General features: G+C 32.4%; 14 protein-coding genes and 2 tRNA genes. 1 reads left to right on the top strand and 15 read right to left on the bottom strand.

Annotation, left to right across the window (positions count from 1 at the left end):
- From Q4517_RS10585 to Q4517_RS10520, 14 genes are all read right to left on the bottom strand, one after another.
- On the bottom strand, positions 1-579 hold the full coding sequence (locus tag Q4517_RS10585) for an acyltransferase (RefSeq protein ID WP_303509013.1): 579 nt from the start codon (positions 577-579) through the stop codon (positions 1-3).
- Complete coding sequence (locus Q4517_RS10580) at positions 572-1,537, bottom strand: Gfo/Idh/MocA family protein (protein WP_303509011.1); 966 nt, start codon at positions 1,535-1,537, stop codon at positions 572-574. The genes Q4517_RS10585 and Q4517_RS10580 overlap by 8 nt, the downstream gene beginning before the upstream one ends.
- The gene (locus Q4517_RS10575) at positions 1,538-2,809 is read right to left on the bottom strand and encodes a nucleotide sugar dehydrogenase (protein WP_303509009.1); all 1,272 of its coding nucleotides are present in this window, start codon (positions 2,807-2,809) and stop codon (positions 1,538-1,540) included. It abuts the gene before it with no gap.
- Between the two features lie 42 nt (positions 2,810-2,851).
- Positions 2,852-3,949: a Wzz/FepE/Etk N-terminal domain-containing protein gene (locus Q4517_RS10570; protein WP_303509007.1), complete on the bottom strand. Its 1,098-nt coding sequence runs from the start codon at positions 3,947-3,949 to the stop codon at positions 2,852-2,854.
- Between the two features lie 12 nt (positions 3,950-3,961).
- Positions 3,962-6,406, bottom strand: a complete 2,445-nt coding sequence (locus Q4517_RS10565) for an SLBB domain-containing protein (protein ID WP_303509004.1) — start codon at positions 6,404-6,406, stop codon at positions 3,962-3,964.
- Between the two features lie 238 nt (positions 6,407-6,644).
- Positions 6,645-6,719: transfer RNA gene (locus Q4517_RS10560), tRNA-Val, on the bottom strand.
- A 28-nt stretch (positions 6,720-6,747) separates the two neighbouring features.
- A tRNA-Val gene (locus Q4517_RS10555) sits at positions 6,748-6,822 on the bottom strand.
- Between the two features lie 69 nt (positions 6,823-6,891).
- A complete protein-coding gene (locus tag Q4517_RS10550; protein ID WP_303509001.1) occupies positions 6,892-8,100 on the bottom strand; it encodes a folylpolyglutamate synthase/dihydrofolate synthase family protein in 1,209 nt (402 codons plus the stop codon).
- Between the two features lie 66 nt (positions 8,101-8,166).
- Positions 8,167-9,522, bottom strand: coding sequence for a UDP-glucose/GDP-mannose dehydrogenase family protein (locus Q4517_RS10545; protein ID WP_303508998.1), 1,356 nt, complete (start codon positions 9,520-9,522; stop codon positions 8,167-8,169).
- Between the two features lie 85 nt (positions 9,523-9,607).
- Positions 9,608-10,426 (bottom strand): energy transducer TonB, encoded by an 819-nt coding sequence (locus Q4517_RS10540; protein ID WP_303508996.1) that lies wholly within the window; start codon positions 10,424-10,426, stop codon positions 9,608-9,610.
- Entirely contained in the window at positions 10,427-10,819 is a 393-nt protein-coding gene (locus Q4517_RS10535; protein ID WP_047790254.1) for a biopolymer transporter ExbD, read from the bottom strand. It abuts the gene before it with no gap.
- The gene (locus Q4517_RS10530) at positions 10,819-11,502 is read right to left on the bottom strand and encodes a MotA/TolQ/ExbB proton channel family protein (protein ID WP_303508990.1); all 684 of its coding nucleotides are present in this window, start codon (positions 11,500-11,502) and stop codon (positions 10,819-10,821) included. The genes Q4517_RS10535 and Q4517_RS10530 overlap by 1 nt, the downstream gene beginning before the upstream one ends.
- A 173-nt stretch (positions 11,503-11,675) precedes the next feature.
- On the bottom strand, positions 11,676-12,902 hold the full coding sequence (locus Q4517_RS10525; protein ID WP_303508987.1) for a Glu/Leu/Phe/Val dehydrogenase dimerization domain-containing protein: 1,227 nt from the start codon (positions 12,900-12,902) through the stop codon (positions 11,676-11,678).
- A 178-nt stretch (positions 12,903-13,080) separates the two neighbouring features.
- Entirely contained in the window at positions 13,081-14,145 is a 1,065-nt protein-coding gene (locus tag Q4517_RS10520; RefSeq protein WP_303508984.1) for an anhydro-N-acetylmuramic acid kinase, read from the bottom strand.
- 93 nt (positions 14,146-14,238) lie between these two features.
- Here Q4517_RS10520 and Q4517_RS10515 point away from each other — a divergent pair, with 93 nt between their 5' ends.
- Positions 14,239-15,381 (top strand): acyl-CoA dehydrogenase, encoded by a 1,143-nt coding sequence (locus tag Q4517_RS10515; protein ID WP_303508982.1) that lies wholly within the window; start codon positions 14,239-14,241, stop codon positions 15,379-15,381.
- Between the two features lie 49 nt (positions 15,382-15,430).
- Here the strand turns inward: Q4517_RS10515 and Q4517_RS10510 are convergent, their stop codons facing one another.
- Positions 15,431-16,213 (bottom strand): tRNA pseudouridine(38-40) synthase TruA, encoded by a 783-nt coding sequence (locus tag Q4517_RS10510; RefSeq protein WP_303508980.1) that lies wholly within the window; start codon positions 16,211-16,213, stop codon positions 15,431-15,433.
- Positions 16,214-16,311 lie beyond the last annotated feature (98 nt).

The raw sequence follows: 16,311 nt of genomic DNA, 5'->3' as shown, positions 1-16,311 counted from the left end.
CTATTCCTTTTCCTCGATTAATTGGTTATCTATAATTCTATATCTACTATTATCGAAAGTATCTACAGCTCTGTTATTTTTATCAAATTTTAACGTATTTCCTGCTTTACTTACCCAGCCTATTTGTTTGCCTGGTACACCTACAATTAATGCGTAAGGCTTTACATCTTTATTAACAACAGCTCCAGACCCCACTAAAGCATACTCACCGATTGTAACACCACAAATAATTGTTGCATTTGCGCCTATCGAACAACCTTTCTTTAATAATGTTTTTTTAAACTCTTCTCTTCTGACAATAAAGCTTCTTGGATTAACTACATTGGTAAATACCATTGATGGCCCAAGAAAAACGTCATCTTCTACCTCAACTCCTTCATAAATAGAGATATTGTTTTGTACTTTTACGCCATTACCTACCTTAACATTAGGACCAATCACACAGTTTTGCCCAAAAGAACAATTCTCTCCTATTTTGCTTTTAGATAATATATGACTAAAGTGCCATATCTTAGTATTGTCTCCTATACTAACATCTTCATCTATAAAAGAAGACTCATGTACAAAATATTTAGCCATTTATAACTTTTTTACAAAATGGATGATATTCTCCTTTTAATCCTATTGGATCTAAGTTTCTAATTGTAGACACTGTGCTAATAGACCCATAAGCTTCATCTAAACCAAAACCGTTTCCTTTTAAGATCTCCTCATAACTACGAGTATGTAAATCTGTAAATCCACCACTGAATTCAATCTCTTCACCGTCAACAGTTATTGATCGATAAGTACGTAAACCTTTCATTTTAACCTCTTCTGGAATATAATCGTAGTTTACAGATAAAAACCATCTTACATTTGCATTTTTAAGTCTAAAACTTCCTGCATTTGCATCTGCCTCTTTTAAGTGAACCGTATTTTCTTGTACTTCACCAAAAATCCAACATAACATATCATAAAAATGTACTCCGATATTAGAAGCAATACCTCCAGATTTAGATTCGTCTCCTTTCCATGAAACAAAATACCATTTTCCTCTAGAAGTTAAATATGTTAAATCTATATCATATACCTTGTTTGGATTTAATTCCAACTCCTTTGTTACTTTTTCTTTTAAAGCTATTATTGAAGGGTGTAGCCTTAATTGAAGTATATTATAAACTTTTTTACCCGATTCTTTTTCTATAATCTTTAATTGGTCTATATTCCAAGGGTTTAACACAAGAGGTTTTTCAGAAATAGCATCTGCTCCATTTTTTAAAGCAAACCTGATATGAGAATCGTGCAAATAATTTGGAGAACAAATTGAAATATAATCTATTCTTTTTCCTGTATTATCTCTATGCCATTTATCAACAAACCTATCAAACCTTTCAAACTCTGTAAAAAAGTTTGCTTCAGGGAAATTACTATCCATAACCCCTATACCATCGTAAGGATCTAGCGCCGCTATCAAATTATTTCCAGTTTCTTTAATCGCTTTCATGTGTCTTGGGGCAATATATCCTGAAGCCCCTATTAGTGCAAAATTTTTCATTTATAATCTCCAATTTGGATTTTTTACTATTCCTTTTATATCCATAATAACGGGTATATCTTTTGATATCTTTTCATAATCTTTACCTGTTAACTCCTTAAACTGTTTGTGAGCAACTGCAACAATAATAGAATCATACTTTTTTGTTGATTCAAAAGGATTTTCAATTACTCCATGCTTGTAACTACTATAATCTCCATTTGGATCTACCCATGGATCATATACGTCGACATTACACCCATAAACCTTTAATTCTTCGATAATATCCACAACTTTTGTATTTCTCATATCTGGACAATCTTCTTTAAAAGTTACACCTAGAATTAATACGTTTGATTTATTAATTTTTTTGTCATTAGCTATCATTACTTTTACCGTATTCTCGGCAATATATTTCCCCATTCCATTATTAATCTGCCGAGCACCTAATATAAGATTAGGTTTGTACCCTAACTCTTCTGCTTTAAAGGTTAAATAATAAGGGTCTACACCTATACAATGACCACCAACAAGACCTGGTGATAATTTTATAAAATTCCATTTTGTTGCTGCTGCTGCTAAAACTTCATTTGTATCAATATTCATTGCATCAAAAATCAACGCAAGCTCGTTAATTAAAGCTATATTGACATCTCTTTGTGTATTCTCAATAACTTTACTTGCTTCAGCTACTTTAATACTTGATGCTTTATGAGTACCTGCAACAATTATTGATTTATACAATTCATCAACTTCATTTGCTATCTCAGGCGTTGAGCCAGAAGTTACTTTAAGAATTTTTGTTACTGTATGTTCTTTATCTCCTGGATTAATCCTCTCTGGGCTATAACCGCAGAAAAAATCTTTATTAAATTTTAATTTTGAGTTCTTTTCTAGCTCAGGAACACATACCTCTTCTGTCACCCCAGGATAAACTGTGGATTCATAAATAACAATATCTCCTTTTTTCAAAACATCAGCAACTAACCCAGAGGAATCTATTAAAGGTGTTAAATTAGGACGATTGTTAGCATCTATTGGAGTAGGAACCGTTACTATAAAAATTGTACAGTCTTCAGCTTCCTTTATATTTGCGGTATATTTTATATAACTTTTAACATCATCTAGCTGATTTTTTTCTATTTCTTGGGTTCTGTCATAACCTGTATTTAATTCTTCTATCCTTCTATCATTAATATCAAAACCAACAACATTATATTTTTTTGCTGCAAATGCATGCGCTAAAGGTAATCCTACATAACCAAGCCCAACTACACATATTTTTTTACTCATTTTTAATTATTTTATAAGTTCTACACTAACTTTTTTCAAAACTTACACTTTTATTTTATCTTTAAGGGAATTAAAAAAAACTTTTATAAAAAGACTCAACACCCCCATAATGAAACCTATAAAAGTCCATATAACTATTATGAAAAGCCTTTTTGGTTTTGATTTTATTACGGGCACACTCACTGGCTCTATTACTGTGAAAACAGGAGTGTCTTCTTTCAACTTAATTTTTTGAGTTTCTAATTGTTTTGCTAATTCAGAATATACTTCGTAGGCTAAGTTATAGTCTGACTGTAATCGTTCTAAACGTGATTGAGAACGAGACAGTATCAAACCTTGGTTTTTATCTCTAAAATTAGCCAATATAGATTGTTTTTCCACAAAGTCTTTCCTAACTTCCTTATGGCGTTCTTCTATAAACTTATATTGCTCTTTAGCTTTTTGTATTTTGAATTCTGTTATAGTCTTTTGTAAAAGTTCTTGAGTTTTTTTTGTCATTTGTGCAGCTGGTAATGCTTCTGTCATTGAAAATGATATTTTAACAAACCCTTCTTTATCATTAACGTCTAACACAAATTGACTTTGTAATAAATCAAATAGCTTTTTATCTTCTATTGACATTACATATATAGAGTCTTGTACGTCGTTCTCATGTAACAATGTACTTTTCTTCTTTTTAAATAGACCTACTATCTTTCCTGGTAACCCAACAGTATATTCCTTAATAGCAGATAATAAATTGAATTTTTGATAATTTGTGTAGTACTCTTTATAAGTTACTTCTTTTTCTAAATTAGAAAACTTCAATGGCACTTCTAAAAGTGCTTTCTGAAAGGGAATGCTTTGAACCACTTTAGGATACAAGCTAGGTGGAATACCTTCCGAATTACCACCTCCTATATTAATCCCTGCCATTGCTGCCAACCCTCCTAAATTACCTCCTACTTTATTATTCGAACTCTGTGGTAACACAATTGTTGTCGCCGTATATTCCTTAGCTGAAAAAACAGCTATAAACAAACCTATTACCACAAAAACTATAAGAAATTTGACAACTGTTTTTCGTCCCTCCCAGATAGTTTTAAATATCTCTAATAAATCTATTTCATCATTAGAAGTATATTTAGTTTTACTTTCCATAGTTTGTTAAAGTTATTTCTCAGTTAACGTTTTCACCAACACACCTAAAGTAGCTAAACCTGTAGTTATAGCTATCACTTGTTGCGTTGTAACTTTATTTGTTACCTCTGGTTTTTTTGGGACTAAAATAACTGCACCAGGTTTAACATCTGGATATGATTTAAAGAACAAAAACTTTTTTGTTGTTCTAATATCTCCATTTGCATACACTATATACGCTCTACTTTTTTTTGCGTTTTCAGAAAAGCCTCCAGAGTTTTCAATATAATGTTTGAATGATTTACCTTTTTCATATCTCACTAATGATGGTGACAACACCTCTCCTTCAACCTTTACGGTTTGTCTTTCAGAAGGGATAAATAACTCGTCTCCTTCTTCTAAAATTATATCATACTTTGATTTTTTCCCTCCTGAAGCTAATATCTTCTGTAACTCTATTCCTATTTTAAAGTCTTTTTTCTTCTTCATACGCTGTTCAACATTGCCAGATAATGAATCTCTTTGAGCAAAGTCAGCTATAAAGTCTGATTGCTTTTCATCTTCCTCTTCGTTGTTCTTCCTGGTTAAAAAAGCACCTTCTTCATAAGCATATTTTGTTAAACCTCCTGCTTGCTCTATTAAATCAGAAATTCTTTGGTTTTTTTGACCAATTGAGTACTCTCCTTCAAAATTAACTTCTCCTATAATAGTTACTCTTTTTTGTTCTGTATACCCTTTTAAATACCTTACAGAAACAATATCAAACGGTTTTAACACAAAGTTATCTAAGTGATCAGTACCTAGATTTTTACTTGCACTTAAATCAAAGTTTTCACTAACAGTTTCAAAACTTCCATCTTTCAACCTTCTAGATACATCAATCATACTTGCGTCTGCTCCATCTTTTAACCCTCCTGCTAATACTATTAAGTCCTCAACACGCATTCCTTTCATAAAATCAAACTCTCCTTCTTTATTCACCGCTCCATTAATGGTAATAAACTCTTTTTCTTTTAACTCTTCTTTCGTGAAAATGTAAATACTATCGCTTTCCTTTAAAAGTATATGCTCTTTATTTTCCATTGCCTTTCTCGGAGAAAAAGATAATGTTTCTTTATCGCTCTTATCATATGTTCTTACAATGATCCCTCTATCTAAAAAGGCTTCTTTAGTTACCCCTTCAGCTTTTAGCAACAAGTTAGAAGCCGTCATTCCTTCTTTATATTCGTAGTTACCAGGCTGAAAAACAGCTCCTCCAACACTTACTCTATTCAAGAACTCATCTACTATTTCGTTTACTTTGATATAATCTCCATCTTTTATTTTCACAGAATCAAAATTATCTTGTGAAACCTCCACAATCTCTTTTTGAACCCCTTTAATTCTCTCTATAACAATTTTTTGTCTATACGCATTTGAGGTGAAACCACTACAATAATTTAATAAGTCTTTTACACTTTCTTCGGATTTCATCTCAAAAACACCTGGTCTTTTAATAGCACCTTCAATAGTAATTTTACTTTCATAAGGTCTTACTATTATTACATCCTGATCTTGAACCGTTATATTTCCTTCTTCTGAACCATTTACTAAAAACTGATAAAAATCAAAATCAGCTTCCTTCATTCCTCTCCTAAAAAGCTGAATTCTTCTAAAAGTACCATTCTTTGTTGGACCACCTGCTGCATACAAGGCATTTAATACCGTAGATAAAGCACTAACTGAATATGATCCTGGGACCTTTACTTCTCCTACTATATTTACTTGAACATTTCTTACTTCTTTTATAGAAACAGCTACATTTACTTTATTATAACTACTAGAAGAAGCTCCTATTCCTGCATAGATTCTTTTTAAATAATTTTTTATTTTAGATTTTGCAGCACTAACTGGTAATCCTATTAATTGAATATACCCTACTCCTTCTACATTTATAGCCCCTTGTTTGTTTACTTTTTTCTCATAATTGACCTCTGCTGCTCCCCAAAGGTCAATTGAAATAACATCTCCCGCTCCTATAATATAGTTTTCTGGTGTAGCTATATTTAAATTTGGTGTAAACGAAATATTTGGGTTATTAAAAAAACTATACCCAAAGAGTTCTTCTTTTTTTTCTTCCTTTTTTTCTTCTCCCGTCAAACCGAAAAGAAGCTGAGTACTATCTACTTCTTCCTCTTGACTTTCTTCTTCTCTTTCCTCTTCTTTATTTTGTGGTTTATTTTTGAGTTTTTCTATTCTTCCTCTAAGCTTTTGAGCTTGTAATTCGGACATTCCTCTAGTTTTTGCTATTGCTAAGGCCTGATCTAGAGTATACCCTTCCTCTTTTATTTTTTCCCAGTATTTTGCTACTTGTTCATCAGATAAATCATCAATTTGTATTTGACTCATTTGACCTTGAACGTCTTGAGCTCTCATTTCAGTATTAGCTAACACCAAAAAAGCAACAAAAACCACCTGTAATAAAACCTTAATTTTCAATGTTCTTTTTTTTACAATTAATATTTTTTGGTTTCTAACTTCTAGTTAACCTCCTATCCTTTACATTCACCTCTCAACTTCCTGTTATCTACACGTATAAAAACACCTCATTATTAGTATTTTCTTACTCAACCAGTACTCATTAAACATTTTTCAAGTTCACAAAACTACAAAAAATTGCATGAACAAGAAGGTTATAAAATAAAAAAGTCTCATCAAATAATGATGAGACTTTCAGTGGGCGCGAAGGGATTCGAACCCCTGACCCCTTGGGTGTAAACCAAGTGCTCTGAACCAACTGAGCTACGCGCCCGCCTGCAATTAAACCTTTGTAAGAGTTGTGGGCGCGAAGGGATTCGAACCCCTGACCCCTTGGGTGTAAACCAAGTGCTCTGAACCAACTGAGCTACGCGCCCTTACTTGTTAATTGCGGATGCAAATATATAACAGTTTTAGAGATTGACAATAACTTTTTTATTTTTTTTCTATAAAATTTCTGCCACTACAAATGTGCTTCCACCAATATAAATTACATCCTCTTTGGACGCATTTTCTTTTGACCTCTCAAGCGACTGACTTACAGAGCCAAACACCTCTCCTCCCAATCCGAATTCATTCGCTTGTTTTTTTAATTCACCTGCCGACAACCCTCGTGGAATATTTGGTTTACAGAAATAATAAATGGCGTTTTTAGGAAACATTGGTAAAATTTCATTCAAATTCTTATCGGAAACTACTCCCAAAACAATATGCAATTGCTTATAATTTTCTTTTTTTAATTGTTTCAATGTATAAAACAATCCTTCTTTGTTATGCGCTGTATCACAAATTACTTTTGGATATTCCTGCAACACTTGCCAACGCCCTTTTAAATTGGTGTTTTTTACAACATTTAACAATCCTTTTTTTATTTTTTCTTCAGAGATATTAAACCCTTTTAGTTGCTGAATGGCTTCTACTGTTGTTTTTACATTGTTTTTTTGATAATCACCCAATAAATCAGTTGTATAATGTTGCTCTTCATCCGAAGCAAAAACAATTGGGGCATTACATTCTTCCGCTTTAGTAATAAAAACATTTTCTGTTTCTTTTTGACGTTCACCAATAACTACTGGAATATTACTTTTGATAATTCCAGCTTTTTCAAAAGCTACTTCTGGTAAGGTTTCTCCTAAAAACTGTGTGTGATCTAATCCTATATTAGTTATTACCGAAACTTCGGGTAAAATAATATTGGTTGAGTCTAGCCTTCCTCCTAAACCAACTTCGACAACTGCTATATCTACTTTTTGATTTGAAAATTCTTCAAATGCCATTCCAACAGTCATTTCAAAAAATGACAACCCTTGTTTTTCTAAAAAGGTCTTATTATTTTCTATAAACTTGACCACAGAACCTCTTGATATTTCTTCTCCGTTGATTCGGATACGTTCTGTGAAGTTTTTTAAATGTGGAGACGTGTACAGACCGACTTTGTAACCAGCCTCTTGTAATATGGATGCTAACATATGACTGGTAGACCCTTTCCCGTTAGTTCCTCCTACATGAATAGTTTTAAACTTTTCTTGAGGGCTACCTAGTTCTTTACACAATGCAATAATATTTGTTAGATCTTTTTTAAATGCTGCTTGTCCCTGACGCTGGTACATTGGTAACTGGACAAACATCCAATCTAATACTTGTTGATAGGTCATTAAATAATTATTTTTTAACGGAAGAGAAAGTTTAAAAACAAATTCAAGTTGATTATACGAAAGAGATTATTTAATAACTTGAAGAATATTTCTTCTGTTACTTTTACCTATTTGATAGTATTCAAATCCTTTTTCTTCTAAATTATAACTATTATACTGATTTCTTCCATCAAAAATAACTGAATTTTTCAATTGTTTTTCGATTTCTGAAAAATCAGGAGAACGAAACTCCTTCCATTCTGTTAATAATATTAATGCTTCTGCATTTAATAAGACTTCGTATTTCGTTTTCTTATACACTACATTATTAACATTCTTTAGATAAAAATCTTTTGCCTCTCCCATGGCCTTTGGATCATAAGCCTGTACCTTTGCTCCTCTTTTCACCAACTCCTTTATCACATAAATTGCTGGAGCCTCACGCATATCATCGGTTCCTGGTTTGAATGCAAGCCCCCAAAGCCCAAAGGTTTTACCTGTTAAATCTTCTCCAAATCTTTTGATTATTTTTTTAGTAATTACAAGCTTTTGACGATTATTTACATCTTCAACTGATTTAATTAACTGCGCTTCATAACCATTATCTTCTGCAATCTTTTTTAAAGCTTTTACATCCTTTGGAAAGCAAGAGCCTCCATAACCTACTCCTGGATAAATAAAACTGTATCCTATTCTTGAGTCTGATCCAATCCCAACTCTTACGTTATTTACATTAGCACCTACACGTTCACATATATTTGCTATTTCATTCATAAACGATATTTTTGTTGCAAGCATGGCATTGGCTGCATACTTAGTCATTTCAGCAGAGCGAACATCCATTGTTATAAAACGATCATGTGTTCTAAAAAATGAGCTATATAATTCTTTCATTTTTTTAAATGCGCATTCAGATTCAGCTCCAATCACCACTCTATCTGGCTTCATAAAATCACTGATGGCGTCTCCTTCTTTTAAAAATTCAGGATTTGACACCATCTCAAAACCAATCGTTACTTTTCTTTTATCAAGTTCTTCTTGAATTATAGCTTTTACTTTATCTGCTGTTCCTACTGGTACAGTAGATTTATTAACAATGATCAGTCTTTCATTCATTTTCTGACCAACCTCCTTCGCTACCGCTAATACATCTTGTAAATCGGCGGAACCATCTTTCCCCATGGGAGTATCGACTGCTATAAAAATAATTTCAGAATCATTGACTGCTTCCTCTAACTTCGTAGTAAAAAACAAGTTTTTCTTATCTATATTCTTCAATACCATTTTTTCCAATCTTGGCTCGTAGATAGGAATAATTCCTTGATGAAGGTTATTTATTTTTTCTTGATTGATATCTACACAAATCACCTTATTTCCCATTTCTGAAAAGCAAGCCCCAGATACCAACCCTACATATCCTGTTCCGATAACAGTTAATTTCATGTACTTATATTTATTGATTCTTCATTAGTTGTTGCATACATCCTTATTGAATAACTATTCCTTGTAGCTATTCTGCTAAGATATGCTATTTTGAAAGAGAAAACTTGTAGATAATTGTTCCTCGTTGTTTTGATGGCGCATTTCCATCAGCGTTCCATTTTGTTTTTAATGCTGCTTTTTTTGCTGCATCATATAAACATGAAGCTGAATTTGTAGTTCCTTTAGCTCCCGGAGTTGCTTTAGTAACTTTTCCGTTTTGGTCTACCTCAATACTCACTACTACGGTACCTTCTTCTTGACAATCTGGTTTTTGAATAGGTTTTGATAAGGCTTTTCTTCCTGCTAAATTATAATTTCCTCCAGAACCACTTCCCGAATTTCCGTAGTATTTATCAGAATTCGGATCTCCGTTTTCATTTCCTTTTACACCTGATTGCTTATCATCTCCTTCACCAGAGTTTACTCCTTCTTTTGAAGCACCATTCAACAAACTATTCAATGCATCCGTTGTTTCTTTTGATGGTTTTGGCTTTAGTTTTTCTTTCGGTTTTACTTCTTTCGGAGTTTCTTTTACTGCTTCTTTCTTTTCTGCTTTTTTCTCAACTATTGGAACTTCTTCCGCAGTATCATTTGTAATAATTTCTTCTTTGATAGTTTCTTCTGGAGTTTCTTCTACTTGCTCTTCAACTACTTCTTCTTGTTGTTGAGTAGCTTGAGCTTTTGTTTTTTCAACAGGTTCACCACTTCCTACTTCTGAGTTCCCAAAATTGATTGCTAACCCATATTCAATAGGCGGATCTAGATATTTAATTCCATAGTTAAATACTCCAATTATTAATAATATCAGAATAATAGCTGTGATAATAGCCGATTTACGTTTATGTTTTGTTTCTAAAATTGTCATTTATTTGCCTTTTACAGCCAAAATCATTTTTAACTTGTTTCTGTTCGCAATATCAATTACCTGCATTACATTTTTATACTGCACGTTTTGATCGCCACGAATAACCACTGTTTTCTTTTTATCTACACCTACTTTAGTGAGTAATTCTCTTTCTAAGTTTACGTTACTTACCTTTGTTTTATCTATATAAAATAATGCGTCGTTTGTAATAGTTACTGCTACTGACGTATTATTTTCAGTTTTTCCTCCAGCTTTTGGTAACAACACGTCAATCGCACTTACTGTGACAAGTGTGGATGTTAACATAAAAAATATCAATAACAGAAAAACAATATCGGTCATTGATGACATATTGAAATTTGGATTGACTTTATTTCTTCCTCGTAAATTCATTATACTGGCTCGTTTAATAAATCTAAAAACTCAACAGACTTTGCTTCCATTTGATAAACAACTTTATCTGTTCTTACTACTAAATGGTTGTAAGCAATATATGCTATAATTCCCACAATTAGTCCACCAACCGTAGTTGTCATCGCTGTATACAACCCATCCGATAACATTTTAATATCTATTTGTCCTCCTGAATTTGCTATCTCATGTATCGCAATAATCATTCCAATTACAGTCCCTAAAAAACCTATCATTGGAGCAGCTCCTGCTATTGTTGCCAACACAGATACATTCCTTTCTAACTTATATACTTCAAGCTTTCCTGCATTTTCTATTGCTGTATTAATATCTTCTAAAGGTTTCCCTATTCTAGAAATTCCTTTACCAATTAACCTAGCAGTTGGTGTCACTGTATTATCACAAAGTGATTTAGCACTATCAATTCTTCCATTCGTTACATGATCTCTAATTTGATCCATGAAATTTATGTCTACTTTTGAAGCTTCTTTGATAGCAAAAAATCGTTCAAAATAAATATATAGAGCTATAGCTAACAACACAAATAATAAAGCTATAATAATTTGTCCGCCTACACCTCCATCCATAATTAAACTATAGATTGATAATGTTTTTTCTTGTGGAACTTCTTCTACTAACTCCTGAGTTTCTTGAAATAATAGCATGAATACTAAATTAGGATTTATATTATGTTTTCGCTACTTAACTAACGATTTGTTTTATGTAAAATTGTTTTATGTAAAAAGCCTTCCTTAATATTAACAAGAAAGGAAGACTTTTATTTTTTATACCTGTTTGCTCAAAAACAGCATTTTTACAACTATAAAAGTTATATGATTTATACTAATTCTTTCAAAGCTATTTCAAAAGCCGTTTCACTTATTTTAGCTTTTGAAGCACTTCTAGCAAACGTTCTTTGTAAAGCTTTTTTAATAGTATTTGAAGTATCTTCAAAAATAGCTTGATCTGTCATTTCTACTCTACGCTCCATAAAGTATGCAAATACTCTTGCCATACCACAGTTAGATATAAAATCAGGAATTAGGCTAACTTTTTTATCAGTATCTTCCATGATTGATCCGAAGAAAATTTCTTTATCTGCAAACGGAACATTTGCTCCACATGAAATAACTTCCAATCCTGAATTTATCATGCTATTAATTTGCTCTTGAGTAACTAATCTTGAAGCTGCACACGGTGCAAAAACTTCACAAGGCAAATTCCAAACACGCTCGTTCATTTCTTCAAACGAAACCATGTTTTCAGACACTAAAGTATTTCCATCTTTGTTTAAGAACATTTCTTTTATCTCATCAAAAGAAAAACCTTCTTCTTTAATCACTCCACCAACTCTATCAATTATACCTACAACTTTAGCTCCCATTTGTGCTAAATAATAAGCTGCTGCTGAACCTACATTTCCAAAACCTTGTACTACAGCACGTTTTCCTTCTACTGTTCCTCCATAAATATCGTAGTAATGACGAACTGCTTCTGCAACACCATATCCTGTAATCATATCAGCTACTGTATATTTTCTAGCAGTATCTGGTGATAAATTTTCGTCTTCTAATACCTTAATTACTCCGTGTCGTAATTGACCTATACGATTAATTTTATCTGCTTCAGTTGGTTTAAAATGCCCGTTAAAAACACCTTCTTGTGGATGCCAGACACCACTATCTTCTGTAATTGGAATTACCTCATGGATTTCATCAACGTTTAAGTCTCCACCTGTTCCGTAATAGTTTTTTAACAACGGAGCCACGGCTTTATACCAACGTTCTAATACTCCCTTTTTTCTTGGGTCTTGTGGATCAAAATTAATCCCAGATTTTGCTCCTCCAATTGCAGGGCCAGATACTGTAAATTTCACTTCCATAGTTTTTGCAAGTGACATTACTTCGTATTTATCTAATCCTTTACGCATACGTGTACCACCACCAGCAGCACCTCCTCTTAATGAGTTTATAACTGTCCAACCTTCTGCTTCTGTTTCTGAATCTTTCCAATTAAATACTATTTCAGGTTGTTTTTCTTCGTATTGTTTAAGTAATTCTTTCATTGTTTAATGTTATAATAGATGATTTTCAACTTTGCTTATTTCTTTTTCATGTTTAAAAATTCGATGTGATTATTCCCCTAAGGGAAGCTAAAGTTGATTCATTATAATATAGGTTTTAATGTGTAGTTGTTACCGAACAAATTTATCATAAAAAACAACATTACTCAAATACTTTAAATTATTTCTGAGGGTAAAAAACGTTACCCGAAGAATGGTCTCTCTTCGCACCAGTTACTGACTGTAAACAGTTTACTTTGTTTTGGGTCTTTAGCACTCCTAACAACGCAAAAATCAAAGCTTCTTTGTAATCAATAAGCTCTGTGCTTACTTGTTTTATTTTTGTCTGTGTAAAAAACTCTATTCTTTTCATTAAAAACGTATTGAACGCTCCTCCTCCAGTTACTAAAATAGTAGCCTCTTTTTTAACAACATCACCAATTTGCATCGCTACATGCTCTACAAAAGTTCTTAGAATAGTCGATATATCTGCTTCCTCTTTACCTATTAAAGGAAAAATAGTTGACTTTACCCATTCTAACCCTAAAGATTTTGGAGGAAGTTCTTGATAAAAGGGAAGCTCATTCAATCGCCTCAATAATTCAACATTAATTTTTCCTTCTGAAGCTATTTTCCCTTCATCATCATATTCTAAACCTATTTTACGTGTGTAATGGTTTAGTACAATATTCACAGGACAAATATCAAAAGCTATTCTTTGTTTATTTTCTTCATAAGAAATATTAGCAAACCCTCCTAAGTTTAAACAGTAATCATAATCAGTAAACAATAAACTATCACCAATAGGCACTAAAGGGGCTCCTTGTCCACCTAACGCTACATCTTGAGTTCTAAAATCACATACTACTTTTTGCTGAGTAACATTTGCTATAACTTGCCCATTTCCTATTTGTAGGGTAATTCCTTTTTCTGGTTGGTGTAAAACTGTATGTCCGTGAGACGCTATAAAATCTAATTTAGAAATATGGTGTTTTCTTATAAAGTTATTCAATTTACTCCCCAAAAATTTACCATAACTAACATCTAAAATTTGTAAATGCTTCTTTTCATAATTTATAGCTTCTTGCAGTTTATTTTTCCATTGATTAGAATATGTTACTGTGTTTGCCTTTAAAATCTCAAAATCATCATAGGATTCACTATTCATTTTTATGTATGCTAAATCAACCCCATCTAAAGAAGTTCCCGACATTAATCCAATACAATAAATATAGTTCTCTTGCATAAAGTAAAAATAGCTAGTCTATTGAAAAATTGCTATTAAAAAAGTATCTTTGAACACATTTTTTACGAATTTAACAAAATATAAAATAAATACATGGATTTTAACCTTACAGAAGAGCATTTAATGATTCGTGATGCTGCACGTGATTTTGCTCAAACCGAATTATTGCCAGGAGTTATAGAAAGAGATGAAAAACAAGAGTTTCCTAACGAACTAGTTCGAAAAATGGGTGAATTAGGGTTTATGGGAGTAATGGTAGATCCTAAATATGGAGGAAGTGGAATGGATGCAGTTTCTTATGTGTTAATTATGGAAGAATTATCTAAAATTGACGCTTCTGCTTCAGTAATGGTTTCTGTAAACAATTCATTAGTATGCTACGGTTTAGAAGCTTACGGAACTGAAGAACAAAAACAAAAATATTTAACAAAATTAGCTACAGGTGAACAAATTGGAGCTTTTTGTTTAAGTGAGCCTGAAGCAGGTTCTGACGCTACTTCACAAGCAACTACTGCTGAAGACAAAGGCGATTACTATCTATTAAATGGTACTAAAAACTGGATTACAAACGGTGGTCGTGCTGATACTTATTTAGTAATTGCACAAACTGATCGTGAAAAAGGACATCGTGGTATTAATGCTTTTATTCTTGAAAAAGGAATGAAAGGTTTTGATATTGGTCCTAAAGAAGATAAATTAGGTATCCGCGGTTCTGATACTCATACGTTACAATTTAATGATGTAAAAGTTCCTAAAGAAAATAGAATTGGAGAAGATGGATTTGGATTCAAGTTTGCTATGAAAACTTTATCAGGTGGTCGTATTGGTATTGCTGCTCAAGCATTAGGGATCGCATCAGGAGCTTACGAATTAGCTTTAAAATATTCTAAAGAACGTAAAGCTTTTGGTACTGAAATTTGTAACCATCAGGCTATCGCATTTAAATTAGCTGATATGTACACGGAAATTGCTGCCGCTCGTCATTTAGTAATGGCTGCTGCTTGTAAAAAAGATGCTGGTGAAAACTACGATCGTGAAGGTGCTATGGCTAAACTATACGCTTCTAAAGTAGCAATGGAACAAACTGTTGAAGCTGTTCAAATTCATGGAGGTAATGGTTTCGTTAAAGAATACCATGTAGAACGTTTAATGCGTGACGCTAAAATTACTCAGATTTACGAAGGAACTTCAGAAATTCAAAAAATTGTAATTTCTAGAAGTGTATTAAAAGATTAATTTCTATAAATAGATAAAACTAAAAAAGCGTATCGTTTGATACGCTTTTTTAATTTTTAAAATCTATTTTATGTAAATGTAAACCTGAAGCTGGAGCAATATTCTTTATCAATTCTATATCAGAATCTGGATTTAAACTTTCTTTAATAAAGCCTAATCCAAACTCTCCTTTTCCTAAGTCGTGTAAAGCCCCCATTATTAATCGAATTTGATTTCTTAAAAACCCTTCTCCTCTTACGATTAAAACATAACTTTCTTTTGGAAAAAATGAAGCTGTTAACTCAATGTTCTCTTCTATTCTACAATACTTAATTTCTCTTTTTACTTTGGTTGTTTCAGAGGGTTTTGTGCAAAATCGTTTAAAGTTATGAAAACCTTCAAAAAGTTGCGCTCCTTCTTGCATTAATGTAATATCAAGTTGTTCTCTAAAACGAGTTAAAAAAGGTGCAGCGTAAGGATGATTCTTTTCTCCAAAAGAAAAGTAATAACGATACTCTTTAACTTTTGGATGCTGAATGATATTAAAATTTTTAGGAATATCTTCAATCTTCAAGGCTCTCATATCGCTTGGTGCATTCGTATTAAACTCAATCATAAATTGTTTAAAATCTATGGCTTCATCTATAAACAATTGAAATGCAAAATGACTGGCTGAAACTCGAGCATCTGTTCTACCCACTCCCAAGCTTTTAAATCGAACCCCTTTGTAAATAAACTTTAAAGTTTTATCTAAAAACAAATGACCTGTTTTTAAATTTGGTTGCTTTTGCCAACCATGAAATCTAAATCCTAGATATTGAATTGTTACTAAATACGAATGTTTATAGCTCATATTTAAAAGATAAATAATTAACATAAAAAAACCTCAATCTTTTAAAGATTGAGGTTTATAAAGAAAGGCAACGACCTACTCTCCCACCATTGGCAGTA

Origin of the sequence: Tenacibaculum sp. 1_MG-2023 (assembly GCF_030547425.1) — a bacterium.
In the GTDB taxonomy this organism is placed as follows: domain Bacteria; phylum Bacteroidota; class Bacteroidia; order Flavobacteriales; family Flavobacteriaceae; genus Polaribacter.
Note: the sequence above shows the minus strand (reverse complement) of the source record. Positions and strands in the feature narration are given on the sequence as shown.

Coding starts and splice junctions, on each gene's coding strand:
- Q4517_RS10585 (WP_303509013.1), bottom strand. CDS start 579: ATGGCTAAATATTTTGTACATGAGTCTTCTTTTATAGATGAAGATGTT.
- Q4517_RS10580 (WP_303509011.1), bottom strand. CDS start 1,537: ATGAAAAATTTTGCACTAATAGGGGCTTCAGGATATATTGCCCCAAGA.
- Q4517_RS10575 (WP_303509009.1), bottom strand. CDS start 2,809: ATGAGTAAAAAAATATGTGTAGTTGGGCTTGGTTATGTAGGATTACCT.
- Q4517_RS10570 (WP_303509007.1), bottom strand. CDS start 3,949: ATGGAAAGTAAAACTAAATATACTTCTAATGATGAAATAGATTTATTA.
- Q4517_RS10550 (WP_303509001.1), bottom strand. CDS start 8,100: ATGACCTATCAACAAGTATTAGATTGGATGTTTGTCCAGTTACCAATG.
- Q4517_RS10545 (WP_303508998.1), bottom strand. CDS start 9,522: ATGAAATTAACTGTTATCGGAACAGGATATGTAGGGTTGGTATCTGGG.
- Q4517_RS10540 (WP_303508996.1), bottom strand. CDS start 10,426: ATGACAATTTTAGAAACAAAACATAAACGTAAATCGGCTATTATCACA.
- Q4517_RS10535 (WP_047790254.1), bottom strand. CDS start 10,819: ATGAATTTACGAGGAAGAAATAAAGTCAATCCAAATTTCAATATGTCA.
- Q4517_RS10530 (WP_303508990.1), bottom strand. CDS start 11,502: ATGCTATTATTTCAAGAAACTCAGGAGTTAGTAGAAGAAGTTCCACAA.
- Q4517_RS10525 (WP_303508987.1), bottom strand. CDS start 12,902: ATGAAAGAATTACTTAAACAATACGAAGAAAAACAACCTGAAATAGTA.
- Q4517_RS10520 (WP_303508984.1), bottom strand. CDS start 14,145: ATGCAAGAGAACTATATTTATTGTATTGGATTAATGTCGGGAACTTCT.
- Q4517_RS10515 (WP_303508982.1), top strand. CDS start 14,239: ATGGATTTTAACCTTACAGAAGAGCATTTAATGATTCGTGATGCTGCA.
- Q4517_RS10510 (WP_303508980.1), bottom strand. CDS start 16,213: ATGAGCTATAAACATTCGTATTTAGTAACAATTCAATATCTAGGATTT.